We start from the raw sequence: 21,417 nt of genomic DNA, 5'->3' as shown, positions 1-21,417 counted from the left end.
TGCCCTTTACAAGTCCTATAGCATAAAACGATCGAAAAAAAATAAAGTGGTTTTCACCACTTTATTTTGCATACTCGACTGCCCTTGTCTCACGTATGACTGTAACGCGAATGTGACCTGGGTAATCAAGGTCTTCTTCAATTTTCTTAGTGATATCACGAGCCAATTTATAGGCTTGTGCATCATCTACGATATCAGGCTTTACCATAATTCGAACTTCTCGTCCAGCTTGAATAGCATAAGTCTTTTCAACACCTTCAAAAGACTCGGATATTTCTTCAAGTTTCTCTAATCGTCGTATATACGTCTCTAGAGTTTCTCGTCTAGCACCTGGTCGTGCCGCACTTAATGCATCAGCAGCAGCAACGAGTGTAGCTATAATTGAAGTTGGTTCGGTATCACCATGGTGCGATGCAATACTATTAATAACAACTGGATGCTCTTTGTATTTTGTAGCAAGTTCTACACCAATTTCAACGTGGCTTCCTTCTACTTCGTGATCAATGGCTTTTCCAATATCATGGAGTAAACCAGCACGACGAGCAAGTTGTACATCTTCACCAAGTTCAGCAGCCATTAGTCCCGCCAAGTAAGCAACTTCCATCGAGTGCTTCAAGACATTTTGACCATAACTTGTTCTAAACTTTAATCGACCTAATATTTTAATAAGGTCTGGATGTAAGCCATGAATTCCCATCTCAAAAGTTGCTTGTTCTCCGTATTCACGGATCGTTTCGTCAACCTCGCGACGAGACTTATCTACCATTTCTTCAATACGAGCTGGATGAATTCGTCCATCTTGAACGAGCTTTTCTAAAGCTGTACGGGCAATTTCTCTACGAATAGGGTCAAACCCTGACAAGATCACTGCTTCAGGAGTATCATCAATAATGAGATCAATCCCTGTCAGTGTCTCCAATGCTCGAATATTACGCCCTTCCCTACCAATGATGCGACCTTTCATTTCATCATTAGGTAGACTGACAACAGAAACTGTTGTTTCCGCTACATGGTCGGCAGAACACCTTTGAATAGCTAACGAAAGAATTTCTCTAGCTTTCTTATCAGCTTCTTCTTTCGCCTGTGTTAATCGATCTTTCACTAACACTGCCATTTCATGAGTAAGGTCTTGCTCAACTTCGCTTCGAATAGCTTCTTTCGCTTCTTCTCTAGAAAGTCCAGAAATCCTTTCAAGTTCGGTTTTCTGCTTGTTCAAGATTTCCTCCACTTTGCTATCCATCTCTTCAATATGTCGTTGTTTTTTGGCGAGAGACTCCTCTCTCTTTTCTAATGATTCCTCTTTCTTGTCTAGAGTTTCACTTTTACGGTCAAGGATCTCTTCTTTTTGAACCAAACGATTCTCTTGTTTTTGAATCTCATTTCTACGTTCACGAATCTCACGCTCAGCTTCTATGCGAAGTTTATGAACCTCGTCCTTTGCTTCAAGAACGGCTTCTTTCTTACTAGCTTCAGCTTCTCGTTTACCATCTTCAACAATCTGTTTAGCAGCATGTTCCGCACTAGAAATTTTCGCTTCAGCAATGGATTTTCGAACAAGATATCCAACAACTGCACCAACACCAGCAGAGACAACAAGCAAAATGGAGATGATTAAGACGTTATCCATGTAGTCACCTCCTCTTGCTATCTAATTGTTGGTTCCAAAAGTCATATTATCATTCGTTAATTATTGTGCGTTAACTTACACACTTCATGAAGGAAACATGACATTTAAAATGCCGTATTCTTCTTAATTGTATAGTTGGATATTTTTGTTGTCAAGCATTGACAGATTGATTTACTTCACTAATACCATCGCGTATATCAACATAATAAGCTTGATCACCAGACTGTGCTAAATGTTGGTTATGAGTAATCATAATAATTTGTCGGTTAAACATCGTACTTATCGATTTAAGAAATTCATATAAGTAAAGAACGTATTCTCCTGAAACATGTTTTCCTGGTTCATCTAATAGAATTGGCCCTTCCATTTTCGGCTCAGTTGTTTCAATTAGTGCTACACGCAAGGCTAATGTAACGATATCGACAACGCCTCCTCCACGTGCTTCCTGAGGTTTTGTTTTAACCTTGATGCCTTCATAATCTGACACGACATAAAATTCAGCCACTGGTTTATTTCCATGCTCTTCAATTTCAATTTGAAAAGCAAATAAAGGACCAAAAATAAATTGCAGGGCGTTCGTTACTAAACTTTCAATCTGCTGTTTTGCTTGTTCACGAGCGTACTCTGCAGACTGCTGCAATAATACTCTAGCTTTTTCATATGTTTCTTTTGTTTCATAATATTGGTCTAATGAGTTTAACTTTTCTTCAAGCTGTTCTGTTAATAGTATTCTATTAACATCCAAACGGACCCACTCGTTTTTTGCAAGTTGCAATTCCCGTTCCAATTCTTTAATTGACTGTTGAAATCTACTCATGTTTTCCCATCAACTCTTTAGGAATCATTAATTTGGCTTCCGCTAAACCTTTTTCGATTTCTTCTTCTAGCTTTTGAATTTCTTCCTCCAGTTTTTCTGGTTTAACGCCGAGTTCCTCTAATTCATTGAGTAATCTCTTTTGTTGATTTTCCAATTCTTCTAGTTTCGCTTCTGCTCTGTAGCGCATATCTTTTGCTCTATCGATCGCTTCTTTAATTTTTGTAAGTTCTAACTCAACATGATTCATATTGTTTCACCACCGTTATGTTAATAGTTGTTTGATTACAGAACTACTTAATTGCCCACCACAAGTGGGACAATTTCCTTTTTGAAGTAATAATTGCTCATATTGACGTTTTAATTGATGTTCTTCTTGTTGTTTTTCTGCAATAAAAGTAACTCCATCCCTCAATCGCCTTTTTACTTCTCTATATTTTTCTAGGCTACGTTTATAAGTTCCTAGCTGTTGTAATTCAGAATGAAGTTCACGATGCTTTTCTTCACTATTCTTAATACGTTGTAATCCTTCGACCCTCTTTTGCAACGATTTTATTTGTAGGTTAAGTGTGTCATAGTGTTGTTGAAAACTCCGTAACTCGTTTGCTGACTTCACTTTTCGTAGGAGCTCTTGCACTTTTTGTTCTTCAGAGTTTGTAGCAAATGAGGTTTTGTTCATGATGGTGCTAACATCTATTAAACTACGATGTAATCGAACTTGAAGTTGTTTAAGCTGGATTAATTTATTTATTCGATCAAATTTTCTTTCTATTGCCACTGCATTTTTCATTGCGGTATCGACGCTATCCGTTTTTAATATCCAATGTTTACAAGTCTTGATCGCTTTCTGATTTTCATTCATTTGAGTGTACTTCAGTTGAAACAATCGCCTTTTTTCGGATAAAAACTGTAACCTTTCTAGGATTCTCTCCCAATCGTCAACCTCTTTAAGAATCGTTAGACGATTTTCAACTTTTTCCTTTTCTCCCGCTAAATCTTTCCAATGTTTTTTTACGCTTTCTAACCTAGAAAGTTTAGCATCCTTTTCTTTTATTAGTTTAAATTGTTGTTCTATAATATCTAGCTGTTCTTTTGCTTTATCTAAAAACTGATACGGTGCTATTTTCTCTTTGAGTATCTCTGCTTCTGTTTCAACATGTCGTGTCTGCTGTTGTAGCTTGGCGACATCCTTTGTCGTGTCTCGTACAGCCATATCAATATAATGCGCTCCACTAATTCTTCCGATTGTTTTCGCTCTTACAGATGCTGTTTGGTCGAGAAGAAAAGGCCCATCTAGTTGCTGGGAAACGTTTAATAATATTTCCATATCTCGATCAATTCGTAATGGATAGATTTGATGAGCGTCCAATACCTCCTGAGGAACATGAATACCAAAACCTTCTAAAACGAGGTCTTCTTTTCCTAGTGCCATAATAATATAACGATTTCTTGATGTCGTTCTTTCTCTTACAATGCTACACTCATTCGCAAACGTTAAGGTTACCCGGACAAAATCACCACTTACTCTCATAAAGTCCGTTCCTCGTGGTTGATTAAATAAAACCCAGCGTATTCCACGTAATATCGATGTTTTTCCACTATCTGACTGACCGACAATAACATTAAGTCCGTTTATAAAAGAAATCGTCGTATCGAGATGAGACTGAAAGTTTTCAAGACGAACTTCTTTAATCCAATTCATGGTCTCCACCTTTCCACAACTCTTCAATCACTTCAATCCTTCGCAAGGCTTCAATTTTTACCTTGTCATCCACATTTGACATAGAAGCGATTTCAGTAATAATTTGTTTCATGTTGATTGTATGGAACTTCGTTTGCTCTTTCACTTGTTGGATAAAAGAATTTAATTTTTCTTCTTGATGGACAGCCTTTTCAAGGTAGCTACGATCTAACACCTCTTCACCTTTTAATGCTGTTGTTAGCGGAACTTCTGTTAATTTAATGTCGTGTTGCGTTATTTTTCCAATAATTACTTTTGGAATTCGAATAACTTCAGACCAATGATTATTTACTCTTGCAATCGCTCCAGGATTGCAGATATATTTCCCGTTTTTTTCCTTTATTCCGAACCCGCCGTGGAAATGGCCAGTCAAAATAATATCTGCCGTTGTCCCCCAAATATGGTCAATGATCGTATAAGGTATACCGTCTGGAAGTGCTTTTTCAACTAGCATACTATGAACGAGATGGATGAGAATATCGGCATCTGATTGATTTTCAGGATAGTAATCTAGCTTAGCGTCTCGTTGGTCTATGTCATAATGATAAGGTTGACCTGAAATTTGAACTTTAACACCGTTTTTTTCAATTAATAAAGGTTCTTCGGGTGTAATGACCGTTATGATGCCAAACGCATGTAATAAGCCGAGCATCGTCCTTGGAATGGTTTCAGGGTTATGACCATACGTATCATGATTTCCTGATATTGCATAAATTGGAGCATTTGCTTGACGAAAAATTTGCGCAAATTGTCCAACAACGTTTGGTGATAAATCTGGTCGATCAAAAACGTCACCACCGTGAAGCAATACATCGACGTTTTCTCGTTGACTAATTTCCATAATTTCAACGAGTTTTGTCTTTAATGTATCCACAAATGAATCTAATCGGTTTTTAGGTGTCGTCCCACGAATGTGCGTATCAGTAAAGTATAGAAACTTCAAACAGTACCCCTCGCTCCCATCAAAAGAATAAGCACCTATAAAGGTGCCATCCAAATTGTTTCGATTGTTACTATTTCTGTACGCCGAATACGCCTAATAAAAGAGTCTTTTTATTAGACGTAATTCTGGGTTATACAGATTATATATCAATTATTTCAAATCTAATGGTAATTCATCAAGTTCACTTTCAGTTGGAGCTTCTACTGTGATCTCCCCGTCAAGTCCATAATGCGATCGAATTAATTGTTCGATTTCAGCCGTTAAATCTCCGTTCTCTTTTAAGAATTGCTTTGAATTTTCACGACCTTGTCCTAGACGTTCTTCATTGAATGAATACCATGCGCCACTCTTCTGAACAATATCTAATTCTGCCCCAATATCCAAGATAGAACCTTCTCTTGAAATGCCTTCTCCATACATAATATCTACTTCTGCAGTTTTAAATGGAGGAGCTACTTTGTTTTTAACAACTTTAATTTTTGTCCTATTTCCTACCATATCGTTTCCTTGTTTTAACGTTTCAGCACGTCTAACTTCTAAACGAACTGAAGAATAGAACTTTAAGGCACGCCCACCTGGAGTTGTTTCTGGATTACCGAACATAACGCCGACTTTTTCACGAATTTGGTTGATAAAAACCGCAAGCGTCTTCGATTTATTAATTGCTCCACCTAGTTTTCGGAGAGCTTGAGACATTAGTCGTGCTTGTAATCCAACATGACTGTCACCCATTTCTCCTTCGATTTCCGCCTTCGGTACAAGAGCTGCCACACTATCAATAACAATAATATCAACAGCACCACTACGTACTAATGCTTCAGCTATTTCTAACGCCTGTTCTCCAGTATCAGGTTGTGAAAGTAGTAATTCATCAATGTTAACACCTAATTTTTTTGCATAAACTGGGTCGAGTGCATGCTCAGCATCGATAAAAGCAGCTTGTCCGCCTTGACGTTGAACTTCTGCAATTGCATGTAGTGCAACTGTCGTTTTACCTGAAGATTCAGGGCCATACACTTCGATAATTCTTCCTCGTGGGTACCCACCTACACCAAGAGCGATATCTAACGCTAATGCACCACTTGAAATTGTGGATACTCTTGTTTCCGTTTGTTCACCCATTTTCATAATAGACCCTTTACCAAATTGTTTTTCAATTTGTCTTAATGCCATCTCTAATGCGGCTTTTCTATCACTCATTATGTCATCTCCTCAAATATATGAAAATATTTTTACACTTTATAGGCCATATTTTAAATACGTACATGAAAGTTTAAACAACAACCACGTACGTTACAACATATCTCATATGTCTCTACTTATGATAACTTGTTTTTTTCGTTTTGCCAATAGATTTTACGAACATTTATTCGTTTTTTTCTTTGTGTTAAGATATGGAATTAAGTAAATAAAAGGGAGATTAGAAGAGTGGACGAACTCATTGTAAAGCGTCAGGCACCTCAGTAACAATCTATTGCGAACCAATATCTTGTAAAAATTGAGGAGCACAGACACTTTATGAGTACGTTTTTTATTTTATCATTTTAAAGGACGTTTTTCACGTTTTGGACGCGGCTTAGCAGGTTCTAAGTTTACACGAGCTCCATTAATGCGTGAATAACGAAGAGCTTCATAAACAAATGGTGCTACTTCTTCAGGAACTTCAACGAACGTAAATTTATCAAAAATGTCGATACGGCCTACTGCTTTTCCTGGTATACCAACAAGTTCAGAAATTTCTTCGATGAGAATTTTAGGACTCATGTTTACATTTTTTCCGACATTGATAAAGAACCTAACCATTCCTTTAGCTCCACCAGTTTCACCAAAGTTATAGCCATCGTCATCCAACGTATTATCATTAAGGAAGTTGCGCTTAAGTAAAGCAGTCACTACTTTTTCCGCTGGATATGTGTTTAGAAGATCATGGACTAGTGGTGCAAACCATTCACTATCTTTATCATCATTCATAGCTGATTCAATTTGTTTCTTCCATGTTTCTTGTTGTTTCTCAATCACTTCCGCAAATGTTGGTACGTTCTCTGAAGGGATAGGCATCTTAATCTCATCTTCAATTGAACGTAAATGTTTCATTTCCCGAGGTGTCACAAGTGTCAGCGCTAATCCTTTTCTACCTGCGCGACCAGTTCTACCTATTCTATGAACATAACTCTCAGGGTCTTGTGGTATGTCGTAATTAATAACATGTGTTACATTATCAACGTCAATACCACGCGCAGCGACATCTGTTGCAATAAGGAACTCAATTGTTGAGTCACGAAACTTCTTCATGACGTTATCGCGTTGTGATTGTGTTAAATCCCCATGTAACCCATCAGCAATATACCCTCTTGCTTGAAGAGCTTCTGTTAACTCAGATACACCTTTTTTCGTCCGACAGAAAATAATACCAAGGTCTATTTCCTCACTGTCAATAATGCGGCATAAAGAATCTAGTTTATTTCGCTCTAGTACCTTGTAATACACTTGGTCAATAGATGGCGCTGTAACCTCACCTTTACTAATGGCAACGAGCTTTGGATTTTTCATATATTTGTACGAAAGTTTCTTAATCGGTGGTGGCATCGTAGCTGAAAACAAAAGTGTTTGACGTTCACTATTAACCTGCTTTAAGATGGCTTCAATGTCGTCAATAAATCCCATATCCAACATTTCATCGGCTTCATCAAGAACTAAGGTATGGACTTTATCAAGATTTAATGTCTGTCTTCTAATATGGTCTGTGATACGTCCTGGAGTACCAATGACAACTTGAACACCTTGCTTCAATGCACGTATTTGATGTGAAATTGATTGTCCCCCATAAATAGGCAATGTCCGTATCTTTTTATATTTCGTTAACTTTTGCAGTTCCCCTGAAACTTGAATAGCTAGTTCACGTGTTGGGGTTAAGATAAGTGCCTGTACATAGCGATCTTCTGTCACTTTATCAACAACAGGAATACCGAAAGCAGCTGTTTTTCCAGTTCCAGTTTGTGCTTGTCCAATGATATCATCACCAGACAATATGATAGGGATTGCTTTTTCCTGTATTGGTGATGGTTCTTCAAACCCCATATCATGGATTGCTTTTTTCACTTGATCTGTAATGTTAAAATCTTTAAAATAACTCATTCTCTATAATTCCACCTTTATAATTCTTTCAGCAAGTAATAGCAGCCAAATTTTACAGTTCGTTCTCTAATTTGCCATCTAGTTCCAGACAAATTCAATGAAAATGATTTCGATTCCCCGTTAGGTAAAGCAACACCAATATATATTGTTCCCACATTCTTACCTTCGTGTTGATTTGGTCCTGCTACACCTGTAAAACTTATACCGATGTCAGTTTCACATAATTTCTTTACACCTTGTGCCATTTCAATGGCACATTCGCTACTGACCGCACCATACTCTGCTAATGTATTTTTTGACACAGAAAGGATTTTCTCCTTCATTTCGTTTGAATAACTTACAACGCCACTTGAAAAAACTTCCGAAACACCTGAAAAATCTGTAAGTTCTTGACTAAACATCCCACCCGTTAAACTTTCTGCAGATGCTATTGTTAATTTCTTAGCCAACAATCGGTTGACTAACTCTTTCATTAGTGATGTATCATCATAGCCATACAAAAACTTTCCAACTCTAGTTTGTATTTTAGCTTCTAATTCATCTAATAATAAAAGAGCTTTCGCTTTATCATTATGTTTTGCAGTTAGGCGTAACATTACTTCGCCGTCCCCTGCTAGTGGCGCAATCGTTGGATTACTTTGAAATTCAATTAAATCAATGAGAACTTCTTCTAATTTAGCCTCGCCGATTCCAAAAAAGCGAAGCACTCTTGAATGAATAACAGCTTGTTCATGCAAGTTTGCTATTAAATAAGCTTGACCGTAATTAATAAACATAGGCTTTAACTCTTTTGGTGGACCTGGCAATAGCATGTAATGAACCCCTTCATGATAAATTGCCATTCCTGGTGCCATTCCATTGTCATTATTTAATACAGTCGCCGTATTAATAACTAAAGCCTGCTTTTTGTTATTCTCTGTCATCGGTCTTTTACTATTTTTAAAAAAAGATTCAATTTGTTCCATTGATGGTTCATGGTAAACTAATGAACAATTTAGTAGTTCCGCAACTGTTTCTTTAGTTAGATCATCTTTAGTAGGGCCTAAACCGCCCGTTATAATGATTAGGTTTGCTCTCTTTTTAGCTTGTTTAATTGCTTCTTGAAGGCGTAATTTATTATCACCTACAACGGTATGGTAATAGACATTAATACCGAGTGGAGCCAATTGTTGCGATAGAAATTGGCCATTTGTATTTGCAATTTGTCCTAGCAAAAGCTCAGATCCTACAGCTATTATTTCACTGTTCATTCATGCACCTCAGTTCACTTCCCCATATTTTGTTGACATGAAAATACATACATATTGGTTATGCCTTTAAAAAAATATGTTTATTTTTCATAAAATAATCAATTCCCGATATAATCGTTAATAACGTCGCTATCCATAACATCAGCATACCGAATGGAAAATCTAACGGCGCAAAGGGAAAATTATGTAGCATTAAAGCTGAGATTGCAATAATTTGGAAAACTGTCTTTATCTTCCCTAACGGACTAGCAGCTATTACTGACCCGTCAGCAGCGGCAACCAGTCTAACACCAGTAACGGCAAATTCACGACTTAGAATTACGATAACCATCCAAGCTGGGGCCATTTGTAGTTCGACTAACGAAATAAGCGCAGCGGTAATTAATAGCTTATCAGCTAAAGGATCTAAAAATTTTCCCAAATTCGTAACAAGCTTATATTTTCTAGCATAATACCCATCTAACCAGTCAGTAGCTGCAGCAATGATAAAAACGATCGCTGCTATAAAATGAGACACTGGGATATGTGTACCAAGTATAGATAAATTTCCAAAGTCCATTGGAACAATTAAAAAGATCATAAAAATTGGAATAAGACAAATTCTAGAAATGGTAATTTGATTTGGTACGTTCACAAGGATCCTCCCTACCTTAAACATTTCAACTTTTTAACGCATATTGACAAATTGAACAGGGAACTCCAAATCTTTTGACTTTACTAATTGAATGACTTCTTGCAAATCGTCGATACTCTTTGCGGTCACTCTGATTTGCTCATTTTGAATTTGCGCTTTAACCTTCAACTTAGCATCTCTGATTAATTTAGTGACTTCTTTCGCACGTTCAGTACTAATACCAGAAACAAGCGTAATTACTTGTCGTACTGTCCCTCCTGAAGCTTTTTCAATCTTACTAAAATCCATTGATTTTTGGGAAAGACCTCGTTTAATAAATTTTCCTTTTAATACATCAATAACACTTTCTAATTTGTATTCATCATCAGAAATTAACGTGATTTTATCCTTATCGGTACGTTCAATCGTGCTTTTAGAACCTTTAAAATCATACCGAGTTTGAATTTCTTTTATCGCTTGCTGAATAGCATTATCTACCTCTTGTATATTTATTTCAGAAACAATATCAAAAGAATGCTCTTTTGCCATAATTCTACATCCCTTTCCTACTTCTAAAAAATGTACACTCATGTCAACTCAAATAATATTGTATCATAGGTTATACCAAATTGAGAAATTGTTGTTATAGTGGTTATATACTCCAATATTGACATAAGAAAGCGAAGAGCAACAACTCGACTCTTCGCTAATCAACTATTCATTTGGTGGTTGAAAAGTAATGGTTAGCTTTTGATGAACAGCCTCGAGTGGTAATTCAAACAGTTCATCATTAATGGTCAACTCTACATTTTGCGAAATGCCAAGGTTAAAGGTTATTTCTTCTTCAGAGCTAAAATCATAACTTTGCTCATCGCCTTCTCTAGCTTCAGAGGCAAAGAAAGAATTTCCTTTTCCATTTTGAATTCCAACATAACTTCGACCAGTAAATGATAACACTACTTCAAATGTATCCGTTCCTTCTAAAGTATAGAAACTATGGTTGCCCGAAACTTGAGTTTGTGTAAACTCTTGTGTCTGTTCTTCGACCTGTTCTTCTTCATCTGGGACTGATGTAGCTTCATCTTGCTCAGCTAATTCCTCTTCATCTTCATCAGGTATAACTTCACCAGTAGGAATTTCATCACTAATTTCACCTTCAAACGCATCTTCTTGTTCCTCTGGAACAACCCCTTCAGCACCATCACTCGAATTCATTTGTGCAGCAAACCAAATCCCAGCAAAAACTAAAATGATAATAACACCAGCAACTAACGCAGGAAAGATTGAATATCCCTTTGATTTTTTCTTAGTCGTAGTTGGTGCATTTTTTGCTCGAACTGTGCGCCTAGATGGTAATTCTGATCCGTCTTTATGCGGATTCGGTAACTCCGACGCAAACTCTTGAAGTATTTGATCTGCATCAAGACCAACTGCTTCTGCGTAGTTTTTAACAAACGCACGAGCATAAAATTTACCTGGTAGCGCATCAAAATTACCTTGTTCAATTGCGAGTAGATAGCGTTTTTGAATCTTCGTTGTCTTCTGTAAATCTTCTAGTTTAATTTCTTTTTGTTCTCTTGCTTCTCTTAATCTCTGGCCTAATTCAGACAATGAAAACACCTACCAACTTAGCTAATATCGAAAGAAGAAAAACCAGATTCAACAACATCATATGAAATTTCTTCTGATTCTTCATTTCGCAACTCAATGATTGTATCAAAATCATTTAATGTAAATTCTGTTTCTCTAACAAATATGTCTGGATGCTCAACAACCTTAACTGCAGGCAATCTCATCACATCATTGACTAATATTCTGTGCTTTTCGGTCGCTCTCATCGTAGAGACAATTCCATCTATAATATAGATATGATTCTCACCTAATTCATCATCAGCTAATTGACTTCTTACCGTTTGTCTGAGTAAGGTCGATGATATAAAAGACCAACGCTTATTGGCACAAACGCTTGCAGCCACAACGGATTCGGTCTTTCCTACTCGAGGCATACCTCTAATACCAATTAATGAGTGTTCGTTTTTTTTCATTAACTCAGCCATAAAATCAACGAGTAGACCTAATTCATTACGAACAAATCGAAACGTTTTTTTATCATCAGCATCACGTTCAATATAGCGACCATGTCTTATTGCCATACGATCTCGTAAGTGTGGTTCACGAAGTTTGATGACAGTAATATTATCAATAGTATTTAGAATGGAATGAAATCTTTTAATTTGGTCATCGCAAGAACTTCGAATAAGCATTCCTCTACGTCTATCTTCTACCCCATTAATGGTTACAATATTTATGGATAACATTCCAAGTAATGATGCAATGTCACCTAATAAACCTGGACGATTTTTATGTATTTGATATTCTAAATACCATTCTTTCATATTATTTCGCCCCCCTCCTTTAGACTTTTTCAATGAACGATACGCTATAGTCAAAAAATTTATATTTATTCTTCAGTAAAATATAATATTTAAGAATTAATCTTATTCCTGACATCGTATTATATGTAACTTTTTCCATTTGTAAATCCTATAATTTCATTTTACGCTATTACTTGTTGAATAAACAAGTGATTTCTATTGACTTCTCATAGTTTTTCACATCATATCAATATATTTTACAATTTCAAATTAAGGAAGATGAGTTAAAACATATAACCGATATGCTTCTACCTCTTCAAACAAAAGCCTTTTAGTTGATTGAACAGCTTTTAATGAAATGAAACTTACTTATCTATAATGAAAAAGTGCTGCAAACTTTTGCAGCACCTTCGAATTAATGATTGTTTTGAACAAGCTTAACCATCATATTAGCAATAGCATGTTGTTCTTGCTCATCAGCTACTTTCCATAAATCCGCTAGTATACGTTCCTGTTCGTTTTTTGGTTCAACTTGTTGTGCCAAGTATTCTCCAACTTGATAAGCAACATCAGATATAACGGCTTGATTCATCCCCTCATTTTCTGCTTGATTGAGACGATCGCCTAAAAAATCTTTCCACTGTTCCCAATTATCTAAAACAGACATAATTTATCCCTCCTTCATTTATGTTCAAACATAGTTTTTCATGAACGAAGTGATATTATGCAGTTAAAATTTACGTTAACAATACCAAGCACCATTGACTGATATAATTTGTCCATTTATGTAACTTGCCTCATTAGATGATAAGAATGAGACTGTATTGGCAACTTCAAATGGTGTTCCTAGTCTGCCCATCGGAATTTCTTCTTCAAGCATTTCTAATTCGTCATGATTAAATGATGAAAGCATATTTGTTTTGATCGCACCAGGTGCTACACCATTTACCCGTATACCCGTAGGCCCAAGTTCTTTTGCTAAAGCCTTTACAAATGAATTGAGACCCCCCTTTACTGCTGAATAAACAACTTCACAAGATGCGCCCACCAACCCCCAAATAGAGGAAATAACAACAATATTGCCACTTTGTTTTGCAACCATGGATGGTAAAAGTAATTTCGTCAATTGAATAGGTGTGGTTAAATGTAATTGGATGTTTTTCTCTATTTCTTCGTCGTTCATATCGGTAAGTAATCCATAATAAGATGATCCCGAGTTATGAATAATAACATCAATTGGTTTACTCAGCTCGTTTTTTAATGCAGTAGCTGCTCCTCTTTTTGATAAGTCTGCTTGAACGATTTGAATATCAATGTTATAGAGGCGACATTCATCAGCTATTTTTAAAACATTTTCTTTATTTTTGTAGTAATGGAGGATAAGTGAAAAACCACGGGCAGCCATTTTTTTAGCAATGGCTGCCCCAATGTCTCCACTCGCCCCAGTTATTAGGCAAGTTTGGTTCAATTATTGTTCCTCCGTATACCCTTCAGATTTCACCTGACAAACAGTAAATCGATCAAAGTTAAAATGATCCTTCATGATTGTAGTTAACGCTTCTACATTGATTTTTTCTAACACTGGTACAACATCGAATAAATTCATGTCATTAAACTGATAACGGGTAAATTGATTTGCAATGTATTCTGGTGAATTTAGTGACCTTAAAAATGAACCTATTTTCTTTTTCTTTGCTCTTTCCACTTCCATTTCATCTAATGGACTAGAAATAAAAGCTTCAACCATCTCTTTGATATTGTCAGCTAAACGGTCTGGATACTTCGTATCACCGCCAAGAATCGTAAATCCAAATCCGTACTCTGCTGAGTAATCAAACGAAAACGTTTCATCAATTAACCCAGAATCATACAATTCCTGGTAATTTAAAGAACTTTGACCAAACATTAAGTCCAGTAATATATTCATTCCTAGTTCATGTTGTAATAATTCCATACCTTGTTTAGTTGGTTGACTTTCCTTAAAACCAACTAAACATTTTGGTGTTTGTACACTCATCGTAATAACATTTTTCTTTTTCGCGACTTCTTTTCCTTCTGCTGGAAAAAAACGCTCAATTTGTTCAGGATCTTTAAAAGTTTTAGCTTTTTGATTTTCTTTCACTAGCTTTATAATTTCATTCGGATCCACAGGACCTACAACAAACATTACCATATTGCTCGGATGATAAAATGTCTCGTAGCATTGATATAATAAGTCTTTTGTAATTTTAGCGATCGATGGGATTGTTCCTGCTATATCAATTTTCACAGGGTGATGCTCATACATATTTTCAATAACACCAAAATATACACGCCAATCTGGGTTATCGTCATACATATTAATCTCTTGTCCGATAATTCCTTTTTCTTTCTCAACACTTTCTTCTGTGAAATATGGATGTTGAACAAAGTTAAGTAATGTTTCGATATTTTTATTTACATTAGATGTACTTGAAAACAAATATGCGGTGCGTGTAAAGCTGGTGAATGCATTTGCTTGAGCACCTTGCTTACTAAAGTCTTGAAAAACATCCCCATGTTCATCTTCAAACATTTTATGTTCAAGAAAATGAGCAATTCCATCTGGAACAACAATTGCTTCTTTACTTCCGAGTGGAATAAAGTGATTATCAATTGAACCGTATTTTGTCGTAAACGTAGCATACGTTTTATTAAAACCCGCTTTTGGAAGGACGTAAACATTAAGACCATTATCTAACTTTTCATAGTAGAGAGATTCTTTCAATTGCTCAAATTGAATTTCTTTCATGCTGTTGTCCCCTCCTTTCCTTTTAGGAAATAGATGGTATCTAACTTGATTTGATTTGCAATCGCTATAACGTCCTCTTTCGTAACACGATTAATTCCTTGAATCCATTCATCGAGAGAGCGTTCTTTGTTAGCAACGACATTGTGATATAAAAGTTCAGCATAGCCTCTAGCTGTATCAGCTGTTTCTAATAACTGATTATTGATCATTGCTTTCGTTTGATCTAACTCTCCGTCAGAAAATTCACCTTTTTGCATGTTTTCCATTTGTTCATTAATAATGGAAACAGCTTTATCATAGTTTTCAAATTCAATTCCAGACATAACCATAATAATACCTTTATGACTTTCGTAACGAGAAGCAGCATAATAAGCTAAGCTCGCTTTTTCACGAACGTTTATAAATAATTTAGAATGCGAAAAGCCACCGAATAAACCATTAAATACTTGTAGTGCATAATAAGCGTCATCTTTAAATGTTGTATAGGTACGATAACCCATATGAAGTTTTCCTTGCTTGACATCTTGTTCATCAAAAATAGTTTTCACTTCACTGACTTGCTTTTGTGTTGTTTGAACAGTAACCCCTGTATTTTTACGTCCTTCAGGAAGTGAAAAGTATTGTTGGATTGTTGTTCTTACAGCATCGGGATCTATATCACCGACAATATAAAAATCCATTTTGTCTTCTTGTAAAAGTTGTTGGTAATAGGCAAATAAATCGTCACCTTTTATTTCATCAATTTGTTTCTCTTCACCATGTACTGATAACGCAAATGGTTCACCTTTACACATTTCTTCTGTAATTCGCATGTTAGCATATCGCATTTTATCATCATATACCGATTTGATCCGCTGTTTTAACGACCGTTTTTCGCTTTCAACGATCGACGTTGCAAACTGTCCATTTTCTTGTTTTGGCTGTAGTAATACTTCAGCTAACAGTTCTACTGCTTTTTCAAACAACGGGGTTGAGTCTTTTAGAAATTTTTCGTTGGCGATATCCATTCGAAAACCAATGACATGTTCTTCGCCTTTTTTCTGAACATCTACAGATAAACTTGCACCATACAGTTCATCTAATCGATTTCTAATCTCTTTTCTTGTTGGTGAATGCGCCGTTCCACTTTGTAGTATATGCGGAATTAACGCTCTTTTCGTTACAGTCTTCGCTTCTAGTGGTGCTTTTAAAAATAAAACAATTGTGGTCGTTTTATATTTCGGCGTATTAACCATATGTAAATTTAGACCGTTTAACTCACTTTGAATTTCTTGAAGTTGGTTCATCATATCACTCCCTGCTCTAGAATACAGTTCTTGCTTAGCTTAGGTTATGCTTTTATCCGTTTTCTTACTACTTTAAACTTAAATTTATCGGCTCTAAAATAATTAAGTGAAAAAAGTACTGGCTCGTCTGACTCATCGTAATGCATTTGCTTTAATAGTAATAAGGAGGTTTCTGGCTCACAGTTTAAAATAGGCGATACCGTTTCATGATAGCCAACTGGGGTAATAGTTGTCACTGCATAAGAAATACTATGACCGATACTTTCTAAAAAGGTAAAAATCGAGCCAATTTCATGGATCGAATGTTTACCGAGAATTTCTTCTGGAACTCGGTCAAGACAATAAACAACAGGTTCATCATCAGCGGTTCGTACTCTTTCAATCACAACGCAATTCTCCATACTATCATTACTAAATCTACCTCTGTCATCTTCAGTTGCATCCTCTACATAGGAGGACAAAAAAATTGTCCCAGGATCTTTCTTTGCATTTGCGATCATATCTGAAACACTATACAGTTCTTCAATTCCGGAAGAAAACAGAGGTTTGGAATGGACAAAAGTACCAACACCGTGTCTTCGAAGAACTACCCCTTCATCTTCAAGAATTCGCAACGCCTCTCGTAATGTTGCTCTACTAACACCTAACTGTTTAGATAATTCAAATTCAGACGGTAACTTTTCACCCTCTTTAAATACTTGTTGGTCGATGTCTTCTTTAATTCTATCTATGACTTGTAAATACAATGGTCGATTATCAGCTTTAATCATTCTCCCCACTCCTTACCCCAACAATTATTGTGCCGAAGCTTCTTCTGTTGATTTAGACACTAAAACTTCCCTTGGTTTACTTCCCTCATAAGGTCCAACGATACCTCTAGCTTCCATTTCATCAATAAGTCTAGCCGCTCTTGTATATCCTATACGAAATCTACGTTGCAACATTGAAACAGATGCTGTATTCATTTCCACAACTAACTCAACTGCTGGCTGATATAACTCATCATCTACTTTTTCAACAATCTCAGGCTCTTCTGTAGGTGTCATTTCTTCCTGATATTGCGCTCTTTGTTGACTTATAACGAAATTAACGATCGTTTCAACTTCATCGTCAGATAAAAAAGCTCCTTGTACACGTGTCGGTTTAGTAGCTCCTACAGGTAGATAAAGCATATCCCCTCGACCTAGAAGTTTTTCTGCTCCACCACTATCAAGGATTGTCCTAGAATCTGTTTGTGATGATACACCAAATGCGATCCTAGAAGGGATATTCGCTTTAATTACCCCTGTAATAACATCAACTGATGGTCGTTGCGTTGCAATAATCATATGAATACCTGCGGCACGGGCCATTTGTGCTAACCGAGTAATACAATCCTCAACGTCCCCTGATGCAACCATCATTAAATCTGCTAATTCATCAACAACGACAACAATATATGGTAATAAAGGTTGTTTTGCCTCACCCATGTCGTTTTGTTTTTTTATCAAGTCATTGTATCCTTCAATATTCCTCGTTCCAGAATGGGAAAATAAATCATACCGTCGTTCCATTTCATTTACCACTTTTTTAAGTGCTTGTGATGCTTTTTTCGGTTCGGTTACGACTGGGGTTAACAAATGTGGAACCCCATTATAGACATTTAATTCAACCATCTTAGGGTCTATCATCATAAGCTTAACTTCATGGGGCTTTGCTTTCATAAGTATGCTAGTAATAATCCCATTAATACACACACTTTTACCACTTCCAGTCGCACCAGCTACAAGTAAATGTGGCATTTTATTTAATGCTGCTAAAACTGGTTCACCTGAAATATCTCTTCCTAAAGCAACTGAGAGAGGGTGTGCTTCTTGCCGATTTATTGAAGAGTCAAGAACTTCTCTTAAAGTAACCAGCGCCACTTCTTTATTTGGAACTTCTATTCCTATAGCTGACTTGCCTGGTATCGGTGCTTCAATTCGAATATCTTTAGCTGCTAGAGCGAGAGCTAAATCATCGGCTAAGTTAACAATTTTACTAACTTTAACCCCAACACTTGGGTGTACTTCATACTTGGTAACGGCTGGTCCTAGGTGAACTTCTGTTACTTTTGCTTTTACTCCAAAACTTTCAAGTGTTTGCTCTAACTTTTTAGCATTTGCTGATATATGTCTTTTTTCCATGTGTTGCCCATTATTATTAGGTAAATTCAGTAATTCTAAACTCGGTAATTGATAGTCTTCATTCGCAATTTCGGTCATCAATAGCGGTTGTGCAGGAATCGGATCGAACTTTTCCGTTTCTTCTGTCTCTATGATCTCCTTTTCCTTCTTTGCTTCATTTGATAGCGGTAAAGTTAAATCAGGACCTTCTGTATTCTCATAAGATTGGTTCGTAAAATCATGTATTACTGGTTCAGCAGGAACTAAAATTGGTTCATTATTTTCTTCTGACGTTTTTTCTTTCTTTTCTTTTTGTTTTTCGCGTCGTTCAGCTAACTTAGAATCCCATTCTTCCTTCCAACTTGTAAATAGTTTTTGCAAAAAACGTAAAGTAGCCATACAAATCTGTTTTCCTAGATTAAGTATCCGGTTAATCACTTCAGATAGTGATTGATTCGTAATCAATAATATAGCAACGATCATACAGAAAAAAGAAATTAAATAAGTTCCTGGTGCATCAAAAAGAAAGTGAGTAGCTGCATAACCTAGCGCTCCTACCATTCCACCACCTAAATCATTTACAGATGCTGTTTGATGAACTTGCAACCAAAATAATTCCCACGTATTACGTAATACAGACGGGTCTTCGAATCCATCTTTGTTTGCTAAAACTTCAAATAAACGGACATGACTTAGCAAAATAAACCCGAACAAAAGTAAATAGATACCAGCTAATCTTCGTGTCCAAAATGAAGGTATTTTTCGTTTAATAATAATATATAAAGACGAAATAAATAGACTAATCGTTAAAACAACGTGCCATTCCCCTATAAAAAAGCGAAATAAATGAACAAATACATCCCCGACACTACCTAATCTTGCAAACGTGATTATTGACAAAATAAATAAAGATAAACCAATTAATTCAAACGTCAATTGTGTTTTCCATTCTGTTTGTTTCTTTTTTCTTTTCTTTGACATCATTTCACCCTCTACTGTGACTTAATATACGAAATTACTATGGTGCTTGTCTCATAAAGTGAAACTTCACGGTATAAGGTACCAACTTGATACATTTTATACAAGTTAGTTCATATTATTTTTACTTTAACCTTATTCACTTTCCCTTAACAACTTCATGATGCGTTCCATAAAGTGAAACTCCCATCAGTGATGGGTTTTCCTCTTCCCCCACTGATGGTTAGTTGAACCAATCGGGCACTTACTGGCAGTTTATCCCCCACTTATCCTTCTTTAATTCCTCGAAGTCTTGAAGTGGGGTATTACTGCCAGTTGTTGCGGGATAAAAGTAGGATAGACTTTTATTTTGTAATCATTTTCCATAGAGTAGAAAAGCAGCCAAAATTGGCTGCTTCAACCAAGTTAGGTATTATGATTATAACATAATACAAAACCTGTCTACATAATTAAAGTTGTGGTTTTCCCATAATAATTCGCCCTGGTGTATAGCTCTCATTTAAATAATGACCTGGATTGCTACTAATCAGACGTATCACTTTATACTGAGATTGTCCAATATCTTCTACTACTAATAAGCCGCCTTCTACTGGTATGGTTTGTTGGTTGGCAAAGCTACTTTCTTCTTGTGGAAAAATCATTTCTTCTGGTAACATCGTGTACAATATCATTGGACGATCTCACCGCCACTTGTACGATGTTCTTCAATTAGAGAATTTAACTTACTTAACGCTTGACCTATTCCCCCCACTTCATTAATTAGACCATAGTCAACAGCATCAGTTCCTATAACATTAGTTCCAATATCTCTTGTTAAGTTTCCTTTTGAAAACATAAGTTCTTTAAACTTTTCTTCATCAATGGCTGAGTGTTTTGTAACAAAACGAATGACCCGTTCTTGCATTTTATCTAAATATTCAAACGTTTGCGGCACACCTATTACAAGACCAGTTAAGCGAACAGGATGAATTGTCATAGTTGCTGTTTCCGCGATAAAACTATGGTTAGAGGCCGTTGCGATTGGGACTCCTATCGAATGACCTCCTCCTAAAACAAGCGTTACTGATGGCTTGGACATAGATGCAATCATTTCAGAAATTGCTAACCCTGCTTCAACATCCCCCCCTACTGTATTTAGGATAATAAGTAATCCCTCGATTTTTGAATTTTGTTCTGCAGCGACAAGCTGAGGAATAATATGTTCGTATTTCGTTGTTTTATTTTGAGGTGGTAGCTGCATATGTCCCTCAATTTGACCTACGATTGTTATACAATGAATGTTTGAAGCATCCATGTCAGGAACATTCGTTTGTCCTAACTCTTGAATTTTATTAACGATACTTGACTTTGGGTCAAGAGCAGGCTTTTCGTCACCTTGAGGTTGCTGTGGTTGGTTTGATTCCGTCATAATATGGTCCTCCTTTATATGTAGCTATCATTAGTATGTCGTCATACACGCGAATCATTCCCTATACATCTCAGATTTAATAATCGTAAATTTGTTCCATTTGAATGTTAAAAAATCAAACTATTTATGAAGTTTAACTTAATGTTGAAAAGTCACCAGTCTACTAAGATGGCTTTCTTATATTTTAGACTTAAAAAGAAGTCAAATTCTCCTACAGTAAATCGAGTAGGAGGGGGTGACTAACCCCCGACCTCTCACACCACCGTACGTACGGTTCCGTATACGGCGGTTCACTTAGGTATGACGTAAGTGGTTATATCTGTCTACTAGACT

At 36.3% G+C, this 21,417-nt stretch carries 20 protein-coding genes; all 20 read right to left on the bottom strand.

The window, feature by feature from the left end:
• Positions 1-61: 61 nt before the first annotated feature.
• On the bottom strand, positions 62-1,627 hold the full coding sequence (gene rny, locus BK574_RS00100; protein WP_075385723.1) for a ribonuclease Y: 1,566 nt from the start codon (positions 1,625-1,627) through the stop codon (positions 62-64).
• Positions 1,628-1,778: 151 nt separating this feature from the next.
• Positions 1,779-2,444, bottom strand: a complete 666-nt coding sequence (locus tag BK574_RS00095; protein WP_078426996.1) for an ATPase — start codon at positions 2,442-2,444, stop codon at positions 1,779-1,781.
• The gene (locus tag BK574_RS00090) at positions 2,437-2,691 is read right to left on the bottom strand and encodes a hypothetical protein (RefSeq protein WP_075385721.1); all 255 of its coding nucleotides are present in this window, start codon (positions 2,689-2,691) and stop codon (positions 2,437-2,439) included. The genes BK574_RS00095 and BK574_RS00090 overlap by 8 nt, the downstream gene beginning before the upstream one ends.
• 15 nt (positions 2,692-2,706) lie before the next feature.
• A complete protein-coding gene (locus BK574_RS00085) occupies positions 2,707-4,143 on the bottom strand; it encodes an AAA family ATPase (RefSeq protein WP_078426995.1) in 1,437 nt (478 codons plus the stop codon).
• Positions 4,130-5,125 (bottom strand): metallophosphoesterase family protein, encoded by a 996-nt coding sequence (locus BK574_RS00080; RefSeq protein ID WP_078426994.1) that lies wholly within the window; start codon positions 5,123-5,125, stop codon positions 4,130-4,132. Before BK574_RS00080 ends, BK574_RS00085 begins: the two co-directional genes overlap by 14 nt.
• Before the next feature lie 150 nt (positions 5,126-5,275).
• Positions 5,276-6,325 carry a recombinase RecA gene (gene recA, locus BK574_RS00075; RefSeq protein WP_075385718.1) on the bottom strand — a complete coding sequence of 350 codons (1,050 nt, stop codon included), beginning with the start codon at positions 6,323-6,325 and terminating at the stop codon, positions 5,276-5,278.
• Between the two features lie 339 nt (positions 6,326-6,664).
• Positions 6,665-8,260, bottom strand: coding sequence for a DEAD/DEAH box helicase (locus BK574_RS00070; protein WP_075385717.1), 1,596 nt, complete (start codon positions 8,258-8,260; stop codon positions 6,665-6,667).
• A gap of 17 nt (positions 8,261-8,277) precedes the next feature.
• Positions 8,278-9,510 carry a competence/damage-inducible protein A gene (locus tag BK574_RS00065; protein WP_078426993.1) on the bottom strand — a complete coding sequence of 411 codons (1,233 nt, stop codon included), beginning with the start codon at positions 9,508-9,510 and terminating at the stop codon, positions 8,278-8,280.
• A 58-nt stretch (positions 9,511-9,568) separates the two neighbouring features.
• Positions 9,569-10,144, bottom strand: coding sequence for a CDP-diacylglycerol--glycerol-3-phosphate 3-phosphatidyltransferase (gene pgsA / locus BK574_RS00060; RefSeq protein ID WP_175576462.1), 576 nt, complete (start codon positions 10,142-10,144; stop codon positions 9,569-9,571).
• A 33-nt stretch (positions 10,145-10,177) separates the two neighbouring features.
• On the bottom strand, positions 10,178-10,672 hold the full coding sequence (locus BK574_RS00055) for a YajQ family cyclic di-GMP-binding protein (RefSeq protein WP_075385714.1): 495 nt from the start codon (positions 10,670-10,672) through the stop codon (positions 10,178-10,180).
• A 165-nt stretch (positions 10,673-10,837) separates the two neighbouring features.
• Complete coding sequence (locus tag BK574_RS00050; protein WP_078426992.1) at positions 10,838-11,734, bottom strand: helix-turn-helix domain-containing protein; 897 nt, start codon at positions 11,732-11,734, stop codon at positions 10,838-10,840.
• A gap of 17 nt (positions 11,735-11,751) precedes the next feature.
• Positions 11,752-12,519, bottom strand: coding sequence for a YmfK family protein (locus BK574_RS00045; protein WP_075385712.1), 768 nt, complete (start codon positions 12,517-12,519; stop codon positions 11,752-11,754).
• 394 nt (positions 12,520-12,913) lie between these two features.
• Positions 12,914-13,165, bottom strand: a complete 252-nt coding sequence (locus BK574_RS00040; protein ID WP_075385711.1) for a DUF3243 domain-containing protein — start codon at positions 13,163-13,165, stop codon at positions 12,914-12,916.
• Positions 13,166-13,240: 75 nt separating this feature from the next.
• Positions 13,241-13,966: an elongation factor P 5-aminopentanone reductase gene (gene ymfI / locus BK574_RS00035; protein ID WP_078426991.1), complete on the bottom strand. Its 726-nt coding sequence runs from the start codon at positions 13,964-13,966 to the stop codon at positions 13,241-13,243.
• Positions 13,967-15,268 carry an EF-P 5-aminopentanol modification-associated protein YfmH gene (yfmH, locus tag BK574_RS00030; protein ID WP_075385709.1) on the bottom strand — a complete coding sequence of 434 codons (1,302 nt, stop codon included), beginning with the start codon at positions 15,266-15,268 and terminating at the stop codon, positions 13,967-13,969.
• Complete coding sequence (yfmF, locus tag BK574_RS00025) at positions 15,265-16,554, bottom strand: EF-P 5-aminopentanol modification-associated protein YfmF (protein ID WP_075385708.1); 1,290 nt, start codon at positions 16,552-16,554, stop codon at positions 15,265-15,267. Before yfmF ends, yfmH begins: the two co-directional genes overlap by 4 nt.
• 44 nt (positions 16,555-16,598) lie before the next feature.
• Positions 16,599-17,324, bottom strand: coding sequence for a GntR family transcriptional regulator (locus tag BK574_RS00020; RefSeq protein ID WP_078426990.1), 726 nt, complete (start codon positions 17,322-17,324; stop codon positions 16,599-16,601).
• A gap of 24 nt (positions 17,325-17,348) precedes the next feature.
• On the bottom strand, positions 17,349-19,679 hold the full coding sequence (locus BK574_RS00015; protein WP_078426989.1) for a DNA translocase FtsK: 2,331 nt from the start codon (positions 19,677-19,679) through the stop codon (positions 17,349-17,351).
• A gap of 446 nt (positions 19,680-20,125) precedes the next feature.
• Positions 20,126-20,332, bottom strand: coding sequence for a YlzJ-like family protein (locus tag BK574_RS00010; protein WP_238457899.1), 207 nt, complete (start codon positions 20,330-20,332; stop codon positions 20,126-20,128).
• Between the two features lie 11 nt (positions 20,333-20,343).
• Positions 20,344-21,084 (bottom strand): ClpP family protease, encoded by a 741-nt coding sequence (locus BK574_RS00005; protein WP_075385704.1) that lies wholly within the window; start codon positions 21,082-21,084, stop codon positions 20,344-20,346.
• Positions 21,085-21,417 lie beyond the last annotated feature (333 nt).

It is taken from the genome of Alkalihalobacterium alkalinitrilicum, from assembly GCF_002019605.1.
Classification (GTDB): Bacteria; Bacillota; Bacilli; order Bacillales; family Bacillaceae_F; genus Alkalihalobacterium; species Alkalihalobacterium alkalinitrilicum.
The sequence above is the reverse complement of the archived record's forward strand: the minus strand, read 5'-3'. Positions and strand labels throughout refer to the sequence as shown.